The sequence below is a fragment of the Fodinibius sp. SL11 genome, assembly GCF_052060035.1.
Taxonomy (GTDB): domain Bacteria; phylum Bacteroidota; class Rhodothermia; order Balneolales; family Balneolaceae; genus Fodinibius.
Map to the genome: position 1 here is coordinate 303,532 of NZ_JBPOEA010000001.1, position 17,815 is coordinate 321,346.

Annotated in this window: 14 protein-coding genes; 6 read left to right on the forward strand and 8 right to left on the reverse strand. The window is 42.7% G+C overall.

Annotation, left to right across the window (positions count from 1 at the left end):
• Window positions 1–45: 45 nt before the first annotated feature.
• The 4 genes from ACQ76V_RS01215 to ACQ76V_RS01230 all read left to right on the forward strand — a co-directional run bounded on the left by ACQ76V_RS01215 (window position 46) and on the right by ACQ76V_RS01230 (window position 5,144).
• Complete coding sequence (locus tag ACQ76V_RS01215) at window positions 46–1,533, forward strand: M48 family metalloprotease (RefSeq protein WP_440998640.1); 1,488 nt, start codon at window positions 46–48, stop codon at window positions 1,531–1,533.
• Window positions 1,534–1,655: 122 nt separating this feature from the next.
• On the forward strand, window positions 1,656–2,951 hold the full coding sequence (gene purB / locus ACQ76V_RS01220) for an adenylosuccinate lyase (protein WP_440998641.1): 1,296 nt from the start codon (window positions 1,656–1,658) through the stop codon (window positions 2,949–2,951).
• Between the two features lie 87 nt (window positions 2,952–3,038).
• Entirely contained in the window at window positions 3,039–4,034 is a 996-nt protein-coding gene (locus ACQ76V_RS01225) for a LuxE/PaaK family acyltransferase (RefSeq protein WP_440998642.1), read from the forward strand.
• Window positions 4,035–4,070: 36 nt separating this feature from the next.
• Window positions 4,071–5,144 carry an acyl-CoA reductase gene (locus tag ACQ76V_RS01230; RefSeq protein WP_440998643.1) on the forward strand — a complete coding sequence of 358 codons (1,074 nt, stop codon included), beginning with the start codon at window positions 4,071–4,073 and terminating at the stop codon, window positions 5,142–5,144.
• Between the two features lies 1 nt (window position 5,145).
• Here the strand turns inward: ACQ76V_RS01230 and ACQ76V_RS01235 are convergent, their stop codons facing one another.
• The 4 genes from ACQ76V_RS01235 to ACQ76V_RS01250 form a co-directional block, all read right to left on the reverse strand.
• On the reverse strand, window positions 5,146–6,201 hold the full coding sequence (locus ACQ76V_RS01235) for a flavin monoamine oxidase family protein (RefSeq protein WP_440998644.1): 1,056 nt from the start codon (window positions 6,199–6,201) through the stop codon (window positions 5,146–5,148).
• 14 nt (window positions 6,202–6,215) lie between these two features.
• Entirely contained in the window at window positions 6,216–6,545 is a 330-nt protein-coding gene (locus ACQ76V_RS01240) for a hypothetical protein (protein ID WP_440998645.1), read from the reverse strand.
• Window positions 6,546–6,805: 260 nt separating this feature from the next.
• The gene (locus ACQ76V_RS01245) at window positions 6,806–7,045 is read right to left on the reverse strand and encodes a serine hydrolase (protein WP_440998646.1); all 240 of its coding nucleotides are present in this window, start codon (window positions 7,043–7,045) and stop codon (window positions 6,806–6,808) included.
• Window positions 7,046–7,168: 123 nt separating this feature from the next.
• Window positions 7,169–7,804 (reverse strand): class I SAM-dependent methyltransferase, encoded by a 636-nt coding sequence (locus ACQ76V_RS01250; RefSeq protein WP_440998647.1) that lies wholly within the window; start codon window positions 7,802–7,804, stop codon window positions 7,169–7,171.
• A gap of 179 nt (window positions 7,805–7,983) precedes the next feature.
• Here ACQ76V_RS01250 and ACQ76V_RS01255 point away from each other — a divergent pair, with 179 nt between their 5' ends.
• Window positions 7,984–9,723 (forward strand): Na/Pi cotransporter family protein, encoded by a 1,740-nt coding sequence (locus ACQ76V_RS01255; protein WP_440998648.1) that lies wholly within the window; start codon window positions 7,984–7,986, stop codon window positions 9,721–9,723.
• Between the two features lie 304 nt (window positions 9,724–10,027).
• On the opposite strand, the gene ACQ76V_RS01260 is transcribed toward ACQ76V_RS01255, so the two are convergent.
• Window positions 10,028–10,891, reverse strand: coding sequence for a matrixin family metalloprotease (locus ACQ76V_RS01260; protein WP_440998649.1), 864 nt, complete (start codon window positions 10,889–10,891; stop codon window positions 10,028–10,030).
• 489 nt (window positions 10,892–11,380) lie between these two features.
• Here ACQ76V_RS01260 and leuS point away from each other — a divergent pair, with 489 nt between their 5' ends.
• The gene (leuS, locus tag ACQ76V_RS01265; protein WP_440998650.1) at window positions 11,381–13,981 is read left to right on the forward strand and encodes a leucine--tRNA ligase; all 2,601 of its coding nucleotides are present in this window, start codon (window positions 11,381–11,383) and stop codon (window positions 13,979–13,981) included.
• A gap of 125 nt (window positions 13,982–14,106) precedes the next feature.
• On the opposite strand, the gene ACQ76V_RS01270 is transcribed toward leuS, so the two are convergent.
• The 3 genes from ACQ76V_RS01270 to mazG all read right to left on the reverse strand — a co-directional run bounded on the left by ACQ76V_RS01270 (window position 14,107) and on the right by mazG (window position 17,776).
• On the reverse strand, window positions 14,107–15,534 hold the full coding sequence (locus ACQ76V_RS01270) for a GH3 family domain-containing protein (RefSeq protein WP_440998651.1): 1,428 nt from the start codon (window positions 15,532–15,534) through the stop codon (window positions 14,107–14,109).
• A gap of 95 nt (window positions 15,535–15,629) precedes the next feature.
• A complete protein-coding gene (locus ACQ76V_RS01275) occupies window positions 15,630–16,793 on the reverse strand; it encodes a citrate/2-methylcitrate synthase (protein WP_440998652.1) in 1,164 nt (387 codons plus the stop codon).
• 206 nt (window positions 16,794–16,999) lie between these two features.
• Window positions 17,000–17,776, reverse strand: a complete 777-nt coding sequence (mazG, locus tag ACQ76V_RS01280; protein WP_440998653.1) for a nucleoside triphosphate pyrophosphohydrolase — start codon at window positions 17,774–17,776, stop codon at window positions 17,000–17,002.
• Between the last annotated feature and the right edge of the window lie 39 nt (window positions 17,777–17,815).

Here is a 17,815-nt window from a genome sequence, read left to right on the forward strand (position 1 = left end):
TGTACATTTATATATGGTTACTACCGAATTTAATTCATCAAAGAAATGATACCTTCTCTAAGATTATTTATCACGGCCCTTGTACTTTCATTTTTTATAAGTTCTTGTTCTGTTCAGAAAAGTCCTATTACCGGATCTAAAAGAGCTTATGGTTACAGCTGGCAGCAGGAATTACAGATTGGGCAGGAGGCTGATCAACAAATTCAACAGCAGTATGGAGTTTATGATGATAAAGAGGTACAGCAATATGTTGAGCGTATTGGGCAAGAGGTGCTGGAGGTTAGCCATATGCGGCGCGAAGATGCCGATCCTCAATATCGGAATACAGAATTCTATTTTCGAGTTTTGAATAGCCCGGTGGTAAATGCTTTTGCTTTACCCGGTGGATATATTTACGTCACTCGCGGATTGCTGGCTCATCTTGAAAATGAAGCACAACTTGCTGTGGTACTTGGCCACGAAATAGCCCATGTGGCGGCACGACATGCCTCACAGCGTGCTCTTGAACAGCAATTGGGACAAATTGCATTGATTGGCGGTGCGGTTGCCGGTGAAGAATTGCTTGGAGTGCCGGGACAAAGTGTGCTGCAACTGGGAGGTCAGGCCGCTCAATTTTTATTCCTGAGCTACGGACGTAATGACGAGCGCGAATCTGATGAGCTGGGGGTAGAATATGCCGCTATGAAAAAATATGAAGCTGAAGATGGTGCCGGTTTCTTTTCTGCTTTGGAACGAATTTCAAACCAGTCGGGGCACACTATTCCTACGTGGCAATCATCGCATCCCGATCCCTCCGAGCGAGCCAAACGTATTCCCGAACTGGCCGAACAGTGGCGCCAAAGGGGATATGAACAGAATGTTGAAAATGCCGATGAGTATATGAAGGTGATTGATGGCATTATTTACGGGGTAAATCCGCGAGAAGGTTTTACTGAAAATGGTGTGTTTTATCATCCGGATTTAAAGTTTCTGTTTGATTATCCGGATAAATGGGAGGTCGTAAATCAGCCTACTCTTGTTGCCGCGGTTAGTCCGGAGCAGGATGCCATTTCACTTATGGAAATCGATGCTAATGCTGATTCGCCGCAAACATCGGTAATGAATTATGTCAGTCAGGATGGCTTTACCGTACAGTCGAAGCAGTCTACCCGGCAAAATGGATTAAATGGTTATCGGGCGATGGCTACTGCTACGACTGAAGATGGAACCCAGTATCGTTTTTTAGTGTACGCTGTTACGTATGATGGCAATATCTATCGTTTCACCAATTATAGTCTGGCTGACAAATTTGGCATTTATCAACCAAACTTTGAGCAAACCAGCTATTCGTTTGAAGAGCTTACCGATCAGGATAAGTTGAACCGGAAGCCAGTTCGCCTGCAAACAAAAAGGATGGATCGATCGCAGCCACTGTCGTCACTTACAGATAATTTACCAATGGATATAACGTCTGAAGATGTGGCTATCATCAACCAGATTGATGACGATGCAACAGTTGAACAAGGAAGTTGGATTAAGATTCCTCGGCAATAGTTGTAAATGAGAGATGAGTTTTTCGAACTCGTTATTTAATACTCATTTTGCCTTACTTTTAAAGAAATAAGCAATATCTTTGGACGAACTTTCTATTTAAATAAAGTCCAAATTTATTAGCAATGATTGAGCGATATTCCCGTAAGGAGATGGCCGATATCTGGTCGCTGGAAAACCAATTCCAAGCGTGGTTGGAGGTTGAGCTGGCTGCTTGTAACGCCTGGAGCAAGCTGGGTAAAATTCCCAAAGAAGATGTCGACAAGCTCTACGAAAAGGCATCATTTGATGTAGATCGGATTAAGGAAATCGAGAAACAAACACGTCACGATGTAGTAGCTTTTACGCGATCTGTCTCGGAGTCGCTCGGCGAAGAGAAAAAGTGGGTTCACTACGGTCTTACCTCCACCGATGTTGTAGATACGGCCAATGGATATCGCTTGAAACAGGCTAACAAGATCCTGCGAAAAGATATTCAGCATATCATTGATGTACTGGCTGAGAAAGCTAAAAAGCACAAATACACTGTGATGATGGGGCGTACCCACGGGGTGCATGCTGAGCCCACCACATTTGGACTTAAATGCGCGCTCTGGTATGCAGAGATGAAGCGGAACCAAGAGCGGTTTGAGAAGGCAGCCAAGAATGTGGAGTTTGGAAAGATGAGTGGCTCGGTGGGAACCTTTGCCAATATTCCCCCGGAAGTTGAAGCATCGGTCTGTGAAGAATTAGGACTTTCTCCAGCCCCAATATCTACGCAAACACTGCAGCGGGATCGGCATGCAGATTACATATCTACGCTGGCACTTATTGGGTCAACGATGGAAAAGATGGCGGTGGAAATACGACATCTGCAGCGTAGCGAAGTGCGAGAAGCGGAGGAGTTTTTCCGGAAGGGACAGAAGGGATCATCCTCGATGCCGCACAAGCGGAATCCGGTCAGCTCAGAGAATATTTCGGGGTGTTCACGTGTGCTACGCGGTTATATGATGTCGGCTTATGAAAATATTCCGCTCTGGCATGAGCGCGATATTTCTCACTCATCCGTTGAGCGCATCATTCTGCCTGATGCTACGATTTTGCTGGATTATATGCTTAATCGTTTCTCGGGGGTAGTCGAAAAGCTTACGATTTTCGAAGATAATATGCACGACAACATCTATAAAACGTTTGGGCTTACGTTCTCACAGCGCGTATTGCACAAACTGATTGATACCGGCATGTCGCGTGAAAAAGCTTACGACACTGTGCAGCCGCTGGCGATGAAGGCTTGGGAGGAAAAGACGATGTTCCGTGATCTGGTGGAGGCTGATGAAACGGTACAGGCCAATCTCACTGATGAGGAAATTGAGGAGGCTTTTGATCTGGATCACCACACCCGGAATGTGGATCGTATTTTTAAACGTGTGGGATTAGAATAACAGGGATTTAGCAGATTAATACAGGATTTTGGCAATGGTACTTTGTAGAGCTATACGTAGCTTAGTGGCAGGTTTAAATATTATTATATGAATAATTGGGCAAAACTTATTTTTTCGGGAGAACTTTCATTTGAGGAGAAAGCCAAGGAGGTTTTCGAATACCAGTTTGAGAACAATGTGGTATATCAGAGATACTGCAAGGCTTTGAATATCGATTTGAAAGTAGCTCGGGATGATCCCAATAGTATACCATTATTGCCCATCAAAGCATTCAAAGATGCAAAAGTCACAACCCATCCCGAAGAAGAGCCTGAGGTTGTATTTAAAAGCAGTGGGACTTCCGATATGCAGCGGAGTATTCATCGGGTGTATGATTCTACGCTTTATGAGCAGTCGCTGTTAAAGGGATTTCGTCAGTTTTATAACTTGGATAATGCTGTAATTTGGGGCTATACGCCGGGCTATGCTGACAATCCACATTCCTCACTGATCTACATGATCCAAACCCTAATTGAGCAGGATAACAGTGGATTAAGTCGATTTTTACCGCTGGACGAGCCAGTGAATCCCGGTGCAGTGAAAGAAGTTAAGCGGCAAGAGAAACAGTTAATTTTATTCGGTGCAGCCTTTGGGTTAGTCGACCTACTGGAGATTGAAGAGCTTAAACTGCCCTCTAATAGTTTTATTATTGAGACCGGAGGAATGAAAACCCATCGTCGCCAGCTTTCGCGTGCGGAGCTGCATCGGCAATTGGAAAAAGGTTTTGGACTGGATGGCAGTCGTATTCATTCCGAGTATGGCATGGCCGAGCTGTTAAGTCAGGCGTATGCTTCAGGGGGGAAGTGGTTTTCTACTGTCCCGTGGATGGAGGTTACGATACGCGATCCTGAGAATCCAAAGAACATATTACCGCCATACAAAGAAGGATTAATTGGTGTGATTGATCTGGCAAACATTCACAGCTGTTCATTTTTGTTAACGGGAGATAAAGGTGTGATGGATAAAAAAGGTCGCTTTCAGGTGCTGGGACGATGGAATCCCAAGGATTTACGTGGCTGTAATTTTCTAATTGACGAAGATTAAATTAAGGGCGCATAGATTTAAAAGACAGTTACCTTTATGACCGATACCGAACAACGAATAACAGCCTTGCTTAAAGCTTCTGAAAATTGGCTCAGCGATGATAATCACTACCTGTTGGACGCCATCGACCGCACCGTGCGAGAAGGGTATTTTAGCTTGGAGGATGTAAAACATAGCATTCGGACGATAAAGCAAAGCATTAATCGGAAGTCGATCGAGGAGTGGATTAACCGTGCTGGGATAACTGACAAGCAGGATGCATCCGGCAATAATATACTTTGCCTGCATGCCGGAAATTTGCCGCTGGTGGGCTTTCAAGATGCCTTTGCTACGCTCTTGAGTGGTGCTCGTTATACAGGTAAAATTTCGCGCAAGGACCCGTACTTATTGCCTACTTTTTTAAATGAAGTTAAGAAAACCGATGTATGGTCTGATCGGGACGTGCAATGGACACATCGTCTGGATGATTTTGAAGGAATGCCGCATGATAAAATTATTTTTGCAGGATCAGAATCATCAGTGCCGGAGGTAAAACAGGCTATTCAAAGGTTGAATTTAGCGAAAAAAGATGCAGGATTTCTGATTCGTACCGCTCATTTTTCAATGGCTTATTGTGATAAAAAGGATAAACAGACCATGCAAAATTTGACGGAAGCTATATTCCGGTATGGTGGAAAAGGGTGCCGATCGGTTGCCATTGTGGTTTCTCCTTTTTCTTTGGATGAGATTCAGGAAGAACTGATAGATCAAGTTAAACGCTTCTGGGTCGAAAATCCTCAGCACGATTATCCATCTCCAAAACTTAAGCAACAAGTTGCTTATAATATGGCCGTTGAACGACCCCAAGTCTGGTTAGAGTACTTTTTGTTGCAACAGGGTGGGTTGGAGTTAGATCAAGATTTTGTATGCTACTGGGTACAGGGTGATGAGCCAGCCGTGGCAGAGTTGGCTCGATATTACGAATCCCAACTCCAAAGTGTTTATGTAACTGATTCTAAAGTGGAAATTTCTGGAATTGAGCACGAAACAGAATTATTGAACAATGCTCAAGAACCATCACTGTCATGGAAACCCGATGGCGTAGATACGTTAATGTGGTTAACTGAGTAAGTTATGGATTGGACGCTATAAGTTGGTTAACTGTTCGTTGAGCACTTTCCAGCGCACCATCCATGTAGCCGGGGAATTCATTTGCTGTTTCCGATCCTGATATAATTAATCGGTGATCCCAGTATGGAGTTTGAAAAACAGTATGTCCGTTATGTTGATGAGGAAGGATATGCGTCTCGTAGCTTGCAAAGCTAAAGGGTTCATTCTTCCATACTGTTTCGTGATAGGAGAGATAGTTATCAATTTTTTGACCGTAAAACCTGCGGAGCTGATTGAGTACTAACTCTTTTCGCTCGTCTCGAGATACCGAATAATAAGCTTCGTTCATGAATCCCTTTAAGGCGTATCGGGATTGTTGCTCATCGGAGTGGTCGTACATCTCAGTGACGGGACCTACATTACTGAAAATTGTGCCACTGGAACTGTCGGCTCTCCAAAATGGATCTTCAAAAGTGAGAGCAACTTTGATTGATTCAGCCATCCAGGTATGTGTTTCTTCTGCGGTATCAACAAGAGTATCTGGCAGAGTAGGTTTAAATGCAATGGAATCCACCAATAGTTTGGGTGGCAGCGTACTGATAACGATATCCGCTCTAAAATGTTCGGTACTTGTTTTCACGGCAAGAGAACCCTCATTTTTATGGATGGATGTAACTTGCTGGTTCAGCAATATATTGCTTTGCTGTAATTGGTCATTTAGTATTTGAATCAATTTGTCTGTACCGCCCTTAATACGATAGCTGGGTTCGTCGTTGGATGGCAAATCAACAAGTTGCGGCGGCGAAATGGACATAGGCTCATAATATCCCTTACTGCCCATATACTGTTTGTAAATACTTATATTGAGTTCATCCAGGAGGTCAGTTAAGTGCTGATGCTTTTTGCCCAGCCAAGTTGCCCCCATTTCGATGGGAGCTTCGTTCTCGGTGCGGGATGTGTAAATACGTCCACCGAGCCGGTCTCGTGCCTCAAGGATGTTAGTATTAAACCCCTCTTTTTCAAGTAGATATGCCGTGGTTAATCCGCATAAGCCACCACCGATGATGATAATATTCATAAATATTTATCGCATTAATTGCCGAATACAATTGTGATAAGTAGGATAGTATCTTCTTTTACACTATACGAAAAAGGTTGTCCCTCTTTTAAATAGAGCCAGTCATCCTTGATAAGAGTTTCTGCTTTGGAGTCAATGTGAAATAGAATTTTCCCTTTTAGACACAGGGCAGATATTTCGCTGTCAACAGAATGCTGTTCAACGGTCTTTCCCTTAGGGAGTGCCATGCGAATGACTTCCATCTTATCAGTTTTTACCAACGCATAGGTGGTGTCTACTTTAAGTTCTTCGCGCAGTGTTTGTAGGTTGATACGATCCCCTGATTTTACGTGTCCGTAACTCATAGTCAACCTCCGGTCATTTGGTGGAAATAGTTACTAATAATCTACTTAGAAAAGCCCAATGGATAAAGTAAATTCAAGCAAATTTTAAGCTCTACAATCAAAAATAAATTATTTTTTATCCCCGTAGCTGGATTAAAGTAAACGGTATTAGGTAAATGAGTCCAAGCAGGTATACCGAGGATAGTTTAGAAAAGAAACACAATTTGTTAGTAAGGGTCATCCAGGTCAATAATGCCTTGTTCAACTAATTTTATTACGCCTCAGACTGGAACCGATTTAGAGATCGATTCCACTCGACAGTAAGTTTCGGTTGTCATGGGTTGCTGTGTTTGAAGGTTGGCATATCCATAAGATTTGTTCCAGATAAGGTTCCCTTCCCTGATTAGTGCAATGTTGACGCCCGGAATAGCATAGTTGTTCAAAATTCGGGGAATGCGTTCATCCAGCATATCGGAAAATTCCGAATGGGGGAGCTTGCTGGTAAATGAGGGCCGAAGCATAGTTTTAACAGCCCAAACCAATAAGTCCCGTGAAAAATGCAACCGATGTTTTAATCGACCACCGCGTTTTTATTCTTGTATTATTCATAGTTATGGCAGCTTTGGTGAGCACTGCCTCCTAATTCAATTGGCTAATGGTTTTTCCATAACGACATAGATATCTCGACCTGATCCCTGCGCAGAACTAAGCAGGGAAAAGCCCGCCATTTTGAGTTCTTTTATAACTGTCTTAGCAGTAACACCATGCTGACTTCCAGAATCGCGCCCTTCGGGTTCTGATTCTGAGCCACGTGGTTTAAAGTCAATAATGGCTAATCGCCCACCCGGTTTGAGAGATTGATACAGACTCGCGTTAAAGGCTTCTGGTTCATCAATATGATGATACACTCGGCGCATAAATATAGCATTGCAGCATTCCCGGGGTAGGTTAGTGTTGTTAGGAAGACCTTTGAGCACAGTAATATTTTCTAAATCAGATTCATTTACGGCTGCCCGGAGCTCTTGAAGGGCTGTCAATTCTGTACTGAATATTTTACCTTCTGGACCTATATGTCGGGCGATGGCCAGTGTTTGATCACCATCTCCGGCTCCGATATCTGCGACTACGGAGCTATCTTCAATAGCAAGAACTTCAATAAGCCAATCTACATCGGATTGGTCACCCGGAGCCTGGCCACAAGAAAGAGAGGTGATTGACATGATAACCAATAGGGTAATACATCCGCGTTTTGCAAAATTGTCAAAAGTAAATTTCATCATTATTTGCGAAGTTTTGTTGCTTTACAAAAGTATTATAAAGCAATGAGTTGTTTATTACTAATGACATTAATTTTCGTTTTACTATTTCTGTCAAAAGATACTGACATCTTTTATATTTGCCCTGCACCATTTCCAAATATGGACTTACAATACAGATCAGCACACAAATAAACTGAATCATGAGTTATACCTTTTGGGATTTTCTACAACTTATTGGGGCACTGGGAATTTTCATTTATGGGATGAAAGTATTTAGTGATGGTCTGCAAAAAGTGGCAGGTAATAAGCTGCGGGCTATCCTTAAAGGAATGACCAGTACACGATTTCGCGGTATCCTTACCGGCTTTAGCACGACGGCGATAACACAGTCTTCATCCACTACAACGGTCATGGTAGTGAGCTTTGTCAATGCGGGGCTGATTACGTTTCTGGAGTCCACCGGCGTTATCATGGGTGCTAATATTGGTACTACGGTCACATCATGGATTATCTCGGTATTTGGATTTAAGATGCAAATTACGCCTCTTGCGATGATTATGATTGGGGTGTTTTTCCCCTTTATGTTTTTTGGTCGTGAGCGGCTGCGTAACTTGGCAGAATCGATGATTGGTTTCGGTATACTGTTTATTGGTCTTGATTTCATTAAAAATGGGGTGCCGAACATCCAGCAAAATCCTGAGATGTTTCAGTTTTTGAATCAATTTACCGAATTTGGTTTCCTTTCAATTGCGCTCTTTGTGATCGTGGGTACGCTGTTAACGTTGCTAACACAGTCTTCTTCGGCAGCAATGGCCATCACCCTCGTGATGCTCTTTCAGGGATGGATAGATTTTCCTATTGCGGCGGCCATGGTACTGGGCGAAAATATTGGAACGACGGTGACTGCTAATATTGCTGCCGTGGTTGGGAATGTGTACGCCAAAAGGGCCGCTCGATTTCACTTTGTGTTTAATATCTTCGGTGTACTATGGATGATGATACTTATGCAGCCTTTTCTTTTGGGGATTGACGCCCTTATGGGATATTTCGCTCCTGGAGCGGGATCCGTAATGCATGCCACCAGTGAGATGGGAAGAGCTAATGCTACCTTGGCACTATCGCTCTTCCACAGCACCTTTAACGTAATAAACGTATTGTTGCTCGTTGGCTTTGTGCCATATATTGTCAAGTTGGTAGAGAAGTATCAGAAAGAAAAAGAGGACACCCAGACGCGTTTAAAGTATATTTCATCCGGGATGATGTCATCGCCCGAACTATCTATTGAGCAAGCGCACAAAGAGATCCAGTTTTTTGCCCGTCTGATCGACAAGATGCACTTTAGCATTGAAGGATTATTGTTTAACAAGCAGAATAAACAGGATAAATTTCTTGAAAAAATTGAGAAACGAGAGGGCATAACCGATAATATCGAGCTGGAAATAGCGGAGTACCTGACCAAGATATCCAGCTATAATATTACCGAGGAATCGACGCGACGTATCCGCGGAATGCACAGTATGATCAATGACCTTGAACGGGTGGCCGATATTTACTATCAGATGTCGAAAACCTTTGAGCGAATGCAAGGGGAAGGCTATGAACTACCCCAAACAGCAATGGAGAAAATTCACAAGCTGCTCGATCTGGTACACGATGCCATCCAAAACGTTCGAAATAACCTCTCTGAAGCCAACGGAAAAATCAATTTACAAGAATCGATTGAAATCGAAGATGCCATTGATGAATGCCGGGATAATTTGCAGGAGTTTCACTACTCTCAACTTGAGAATAATGTGTATTCCAATGAGGTGGGATTTGTCTTTCTTGATTACTTGAACCGGCTGGAGAAAATTGGTGACCATCTCTTTAATGTCAATGAAGCGATTGCCGGGGTTAAAGTAAAAGCGGCCTACGAAGAAGTGGTCGAGGAAATGGCATAATAAAACTTCAACTGGTGTTCAAGCCAGTTGAAGTTATCGGTAGCTTTTTAATAATAGAACACAGATTGTGCACATTGCTACAGCGAGAGTTGATTAGCATCCAGATCACCAAATATCTGTTAAACTGATGACGAATACTAAATCTAAGAAGTTACCGAAAAAGCTCGATCGAAGAAGTAGGTTATAAAAGAAAGGCGATACCCAACTACCAGTGATTTATTGTTTTATTTACTGATATATTCTGACCTCTAAGAAAATAAGGACTCTTCAACATATTGAAGAGTCCTTATTGAATTTTATGACATTAATTAGCGGGCCAATTACCATAAATGCTTTTATAAGAAGCTTGGTCAGTTCCCAGTAGCGTCCGCTGAGTTCCCAATATTATGGCATTCATCACTGAACGAGGTGAAACATGCAGCTTGTTATTTTTGGTAACAGATATTTTACCAAAGTGACCAAAACCTAATGCATGACCATTTTCATGCAGGGCCACTGTTTCTAAGTCAATTTCTGTAGCTGTATTTCCAGAATCAGTCCAAGTAAAATCATCATTGTACCAAACTTCTTTGAGGGCGGTGTCATCGGCTCCGTCGTTATTGATGTCGGTTGGGTTTCCATCTTCATCAATAAAGACAAATGTAAAAGTTACTCCCAATACATTGTTACTGGACCCTGATCCTACATAAGTCTCAAAAAATATACCAGGTAGGAAACCAACTTGAGAAATATCTGCCAAGAAAGGATTACCGCTTAATATAAAGCTTGGATTAGATTGCGTGTTCGATCGCTTGACGATCTCCAGTTTTGCATTGGTTTTAATGGTATTCCATGTATCAAACGAAGCGTCAATTGCCGCTGTCCCATCAAATTGATTCGTAAAACCAAAATTTGCCGGAGCAAAAATATCCCAAACAATATAGGTAAGGTTATTTCCATCGGCATTACGACGGCTGTCGTTGGGTACCCAGTGGGCCGTCAATTGCTTGGTACGATCGTTGGCGAAGATAGTCTGTCCCGAAGCACGGTTATTATTATCTTTTTTGGTTACAGTTTCGGCATAGGCAAGTCTAATATTTGATCCTTTATCTTTCAGCATGGTATTTATACCATCAAAACTACTGACCCCTTCTAAACTAATTTGGCGAAGGTCCTTTGTTTTCGTCATGCTTAAATTATTGATCCGGTTCATTAATAACGACTCTATTTCTGAAGAAATATCTCTCTCTGGAGTGGGCGCATTAATGGATGAATCGCTGCAGGAGGTAATTAGAAAAATACTAATTATGAATATGCAGGTAACTTTTCTTTTGAAATGTAACATAGTAGCTCTCTATTTAATTTTTGTTTTATAAATTGCATCTCTCCTAAAATATTTAGAGATATAATAATTATAGCTAAAAAATTTATATTAGAAAAAAAAATGGGTTTTTTATTAAACTTCTTTGGTGTTAAAGGACTGCTCTCCATATCTAATGTAATCACCCTTCAAACCAGTCTTAATTTTGCTTATCTTTGGCAACTAATTATAGGACAATAGAACACAGATTACGTAAATCTGGTAGATAACTCCAGAAACTTAACTCTTTAAGATCGGTTGTATTCCAATCAGCCGTATAACACAAATAACTAATACCAAAGACTAAGAACTTACTGAATGAGCTCGTACAAGCCGGAAGATATTGAATCCAAGTGGCAGAAATACTGGGAAGAACAAAAGACGTTCAAAACCCCGGAAAATCACGATAAGCCCAAATATTATGTGTTGGATATGTTTCCCTATCCCAGTGGATCAGGGCTGCACGTGGGACACCCGGAAGGTTATACCGCCACTGATATTCTGGCACGCTACAAGCGCATGAACGGCTTCAATGTGCTACATCCGATTGGGTGGGATGCTTTTGGACTACCGGCTGAGCAGTATGCGGTAAAGACGGGCACACACCCGCGTGATACGACCGAAAAGAATATTAACCGGTTCCGCGAGCAGCTCAAGGATCTGGGCTTTAGCTACGACTGGGATCGTGAAGTAAATACGACTGATCCGGACTATTACAAATGGACGCAGTGGATTTTTCTAAAATTGTTTGAAAAAGGATTGGCCTACGAAGACGATGTGCCGGTAAACTGGTGCCCTGAGTTGGGTACAGTATTGGCCAACGAAGAAGTGATTGACGGCAAGAGCGAAGTTGGTGGTTTTCCTGTAGTCAAAAAGCCAATGCGTCAGTGGGTGTTGAAGATTACGGAATATGCTGATCGGCTGCTTGAGGGACTTGATGATCTGGATTGGCCGGATTCAACCAAAAAGATGCAGCGCGATTGGATCGGAAAATCTATCGGTGCTGATATCGATTTTGAAGTGGCCGAATACGGTGAGGAGATCCGCGTATTTACCACCCGACCTGATACGATTTTTGGAGCTACCTATATGGTGTTGGCGCCCGAGCATGATCTGGTGGATAAGATTACGACCGAAGATCAGAAAGAAGCCGTGAAAGCTTACCAGGAAGAAGCGGCGCAAAAGTCTGATTTGGAACGTACCGAGCTTAGTGATGAAAAGACGGGTGTGTTTACGGGGGCTCATGCAATTAATCCGGCTACGGGAGAAGAAATTCCCATATTGGTCGCCGATTATGTATTGGTGACTTATGGAACCGGAGCTATTATGGCGGTACCCGGTCACGACGATCGCGACTGGGAGTTTGCCCAAAAGTTTGATTTGGATATCGTCGAAGTGGTGAAGGGTGGTGATGTTTCTAAAGAAGCCTATACAGATACCGAAGAGGGGACGATGGTCAACTCTAAAAATGATGATATTTCATTAAACGGCCTGCCGGTTGATGAGGCGATCGAAAAAATTACGGATTGGCTTGAAGTAATCGGGCAAGGTGAAAAAGCAGTAAATTATAAATTGCGCGATTGGTTGTTCTCACGACAGCGCTATTGGGGCGAGCCATTTCCCATCATACATGTGGATGGAGAACCCAAACCGGTTGGCAAAGATGATCTGCCGGTTACGCTACCCGAGATGGATGATTTTGAGCCTACCGATGACGGAAATCCGCCGCTGGCCAAAGCTACGGACTGGGTTAATACGGAAGATCCCGAAACCGGCAAACCGGCCGAGCGCGAAACCAATACCATGCCGCAGTGGGCAGGGTCCTGCTGGTATTACCTGCGCTATTGCAGTCCAGAGTTTAATGAAGGTCCCGTTGATCCCGATGAGGAGAATTACTGGATGCCGGTAGATATGTATGTAGGCGGCGCCGAGCACAGCGTATTGCACTTGCTGTATGCACGTTTCTGGCACAAGGTGCTGTACGATTGCGGAGTTGTATCCACCAAAGAGCCGTTCCAGCGACTGGTGCATCAGGGGATGATCCTGGGTGAAATGGAGTTTACCGGATATAAAAAAGGCGGTGATTGGATTTCATCGAATATCAAGGATGATTACAACAACCTTGAACGTGTCAAATTGGACGACAAACAGGTTGAAAAAAAAGGAGATGACTTTGTAATTAAAGGCACTGAAATCCGCGTGGATGCAAAAGCACACAAGATGTCGAAGTCTCGCGGAAATGTGGTCAATCCGGATGATATTATTGATCAGTATGGAGCAGACTCCATGCGACTGTACGAGATGTTTATGGGCCCCTTGGAGCAAGTGAAGCCCTGGAGCACGAAAGATGTGGACGGCGTTTATCGGTTTTTGGGACGCGTGTGGCGCCTGATGATTGATGAAAATAGTGGTGAGTTAAACGATTCCGTTACGGAGGGCGAACCATCCAAGGAACAGCTGAAGGTACTGCATGAATGCATCCAGAAAGTGACCGGAGATATTGAGGAGCTGTCGTTTAACACGGCGATTTCAGCGATGATGATTTTTATTAATGAGGCAAACAAGTGGGAACAACATCCCAAAACCGTATTGGAACCGTTTTTGAAATTACTTTCACCTTTTGCGCCACATATCGCTGAAGAGCTATGGCATAAACTCGGCCATGATGAAAGTATTGCTTATGCCGACTGGCCGAAGTTTAATGAGGAATACTTGATCTCTGATACGCAGTTGTACCCTATCCAGGTAAATGGGAAAGTACGCGGTGAGATTCATGTTCCTCGTGAGAATGCCAAGGACAAAGAGTATGTGCTTTCAGAGGCGAAGGCTGAGGAGAATGTGAAAAAATATTTAGAGGATGGAAACCTTGTGAAAGAGATTTTTGTCCCCGAACGCATTGTAAATCTGGTGGTGAAGTAGATTAGTAGCCGCTGGTTTAAGTGGATTAAGACAGGCTTAAAAAAAAACTGGCATCGTAGTTCTGCTGCGGTGCCAGTTGTAATTTTGCTTTATTGATTATATTGGAATATCATATTCCTATTTAACTATTTAAAGAAGGCGATATCTTCCTCGTCGCGCAAAATAGCGGGTAGTTTACCCTGAGCCTTATCTTTTCCTTTGCTGGCCAACCAATTGTTAATCTGCTGTTGAGATATGGAATAGACTTTGGGAAGGCCAAGAGCATTACTTTCTCTGCGAATAGCGTAGTGACGATTGATCTCACGAACCTCACCGTCAATTTTTTCGGCAAGTCGATCTAATGTATCACGATGAAGCTGCTGCGGGGTACGGATAAACCAAAAGTGTTGAGGAGCGGCTGCACCTTCTTGAAGCGTGGCCCCAATAGTGAAGTTGCCAATTTCAATGTCCATATCTTGCGATATGATTTTTAAAGCTTCTTCAGCTTCATAGGCATACAATGCTTCTCCATAATCATCGAGCATTTCACTGACTCTTCCCATAACTTTAATCCGGGGTGGGTTAGTCTGGGTGAATTCTACAATATCGTTTAGCGCATACCGCCACAGTCCCGAGTTAGTGGTTACCAGAATGGCATAGGGCGTGTTAGGTTTCACATCCCATAGAGGTACCGTCTCTTGCACGGCCATTGAGTCTTGGTCGGGGAGAGGATTAGGAATAAACTCATAAAAGATTCCATTATCGGCAACGAGTTTCATATCTGGTTTAGTCCAGTTATCTGAAAATGAAAAGTAGCCTTCCGAAGCCCCATAGGTCTCAATAAAACTCACATCATGGTTATCCATCAGTTTTTCGAGATGGGGTTTATAGTTTGCCAGCTTTACGCCACCACAGACCAGCAGGGTTAGATTAGGCCAAACTTCGCGAATGCTTGATGCTCCTGTTCTATCGAGCACTTCTTTAAATATGGTCAAAATCCAGCTGGGGACTGCAGTGATAACACGAATATCACTGTCTATGGCTTTATCAACGGTTTGATTTACTTTTTCATCAAATGGGAGCTGGCTTAGTTTTATGGGATCAATTAACTGGAATGGAGTTAGCCACCACGGAGCTTGTTGTGCAGTATAGGCACTTATTTCTCCAATTTGATACCTATCTTTTTCTTCAAGCGTTCCCGGAATGCTTATATGCTTGCCCCAGAGATCAAATATGTTGGGATGTTTTTTAAGGTAGTTCAATACTACTTTCCGCATGAAACTACGATCGCTTTCAAGTCTTGCGTCCGTCAGGGGCAGGTGTTTTCCTTCGCCCGAGGTGCCGGCCGATACAGCAAATTTGTTAACCTTTCCAGGCCAAAAAATATTACTCTTGCCTTGTTTGAGCTCCGCTATTTGCGACTTGATATCCTTATAAAATGAGATCGAAATACGATTTGTAAACTCATCAAAGGTACCGATGGATTGCAGATCGTGTTGCTGACCAAATTTAGTGTTTTGGGCAGTTTTTAGTAATCGAATAAGCTGTTGCTGTTGAATTTCTTTAATACTCAAAGCAGGATGATTTGGACTAATAACGTTATAGTAAGAAAATAAAAAAGCCCCGAAAAAGTTCGGGGCTAAATATTTAATACAAAGAATCCAATAGGTTATCGCTGTTCAACGGGAACCCATTCTTTATTCTTTTCGCCAACATACAGGGCACGGGGGCGAACAAGGCGGTTGTTTTCGGCTTGCTCAATATAATGTCCCGTCCAGCCGGAAACGCGGCTCATAGCGAAAATACAGGTATAAAGATCAGGCTTGATGCCCATCGAGTAGTAAACGGTAGCAGAGAAGAAATCGACGTTGGGATCGATATTTTTTTCATCCTTCATTGTTTTCAGGATAGCCTCTGACCATTCATACAGATTTTCATGTCCTGTTTCTTCAGAGAGTTCTTTTGACATGCTGCGTAGAATTCGGGCGCGTGGATCCATCGTTTTGTATACGCGGTGACCAAAGCCCATAATTTTTTCTTTACGCTCCAGTCGTCCATGTACATAATCAACGGGATCGGCATCTTTATCTTCAATATCCAACAGCATATTCATCACCTGCTGATTGGCGCCGCCGTGTAATGGTCCTTTAAGAGCACCAATAGCACCGGTCACTGAAGAGTACATATCTGACTCCGTTGAGCAGATGGCACGGTTGGTAAAGGTTGAAGCATTCATGCCATGTTCAGCGTGTAAAATGAGGCAGAGATTCATCGTCTGCTCGGCCTTTTCACCCGGCTCTTCGTCGTTGAGCATATAAAGGAAATTATATGCCGTACTCTTTTTATCGAGAGGAGCTACAATATTTTTGTTATTACGAGACCGATCAAAAGCAGCAATAATAGTTGGAATTTTGGCTGTAATGGAAATAGCCTGATTAATACGAAACTCCTCTACATCATCGGTTTGTACTTCGTGAAAGTCTCCGAGCATAGAAACAGCTGTTCGAAGCACAGCCATGGGTTCGGCGTTTTTCGATGTGCTTTTGATATAATTTAAAACCGGCTCGGGGAGCTCACGATCATTTTGTAGCTTAGTATTTAATGCATCGAGCTCTTCTTGGTTGGGAAGACGATCATTCCACAAAAGAAAGCAAACCTCTTCAAAGCTCGCGTTTTCGGCCAATGTGTCAATATCGTATCCGGCATAAATAAGCTCGCCTTTTTCGCCGTCAATAAAACTTTTAGTACTGCTAAAGGCAACAATACCTGCAAGCCCTTTATTTATGTGCGGATACTGACTTAAATCGATTTCTGTATTTGTACTCTCAGCCATTCTATACTCCGAAATTTTGGATTGAATATATACTTTTTGTTTCGGTTAAATGTAATAAAAACAGATCAAAAAATCAGGGATAAGTTGAACGCTATCAACCGATAAACCCAGTTTTTACGATGTATAACGAAAGTTAGGTTAACAGCGTTTACCTGAAAGACTTAAATTAATACTTTTTAGTCTTAAATCGAAGATTTTGAAGGCTTTTATTTTTGTTTTTTGGCTTGATTCCAATGCTCATCCATATCTTCAAGCGTAGCATCAGAAAGTGATTTGTTCTCTTGATTCAGTTGCTCTTCAATGTATTGAAAACGCTGGATGAATTTTTTATTTGTTGACCGAAGGCTGTCTTCAGCATTGAGATCGAAAAACCGTCCGGCATTAACTAAAGAGAAAAGCAGGTCACCAAATTCTTCGTGGCTTTTTTGGGGATCGTTTTCTTCCAGTGTTTCTTTAAATTCTTGGAGTTCTTCTTCCAGTTTATCCCAAACCTGAGAAAATACAGGCCAGTCGAACCCTACATTAGCTGCTTTTTCCTGCATACGCTGGGCGCGGATGAGGGCAGGAAGTTGATTAGGGATACCATCTAACAAGGATTTTTTGCCTTCCTTCATTTTAATATTTTCCCAGTTTTCGGCTACTTGCTCTTCATCTTTAGCGACTTCATCACCAAAAACATGGGGGTGACGGCGAATCAGTTTTTCTTGGATGGAGTAAATTACGTCTTCAATTGAAAAGGTGTTAGATTGTTCGGCCATTCGGCTGTGAAATACCACATGCAATAAAACATCGCCCAACTCTTTTTCGAGTTCTTCAAAGTCTGATTCATCGATTGCTTCAACCGCTTCGTAGGCTTCTTCAATAAGATTATCTTTAATACTCTGGTGGGTCTGTTTCCGATCCCAGGGACATTCATCGCGAAGAATTTTCACGATCTTGATAAGGTCATCAAAACTTTTTGTGGGTTTTCTGTAATCTGCCATCGGGATGTAAAATGAGAGTTAGGAATTTAAATTACTGAA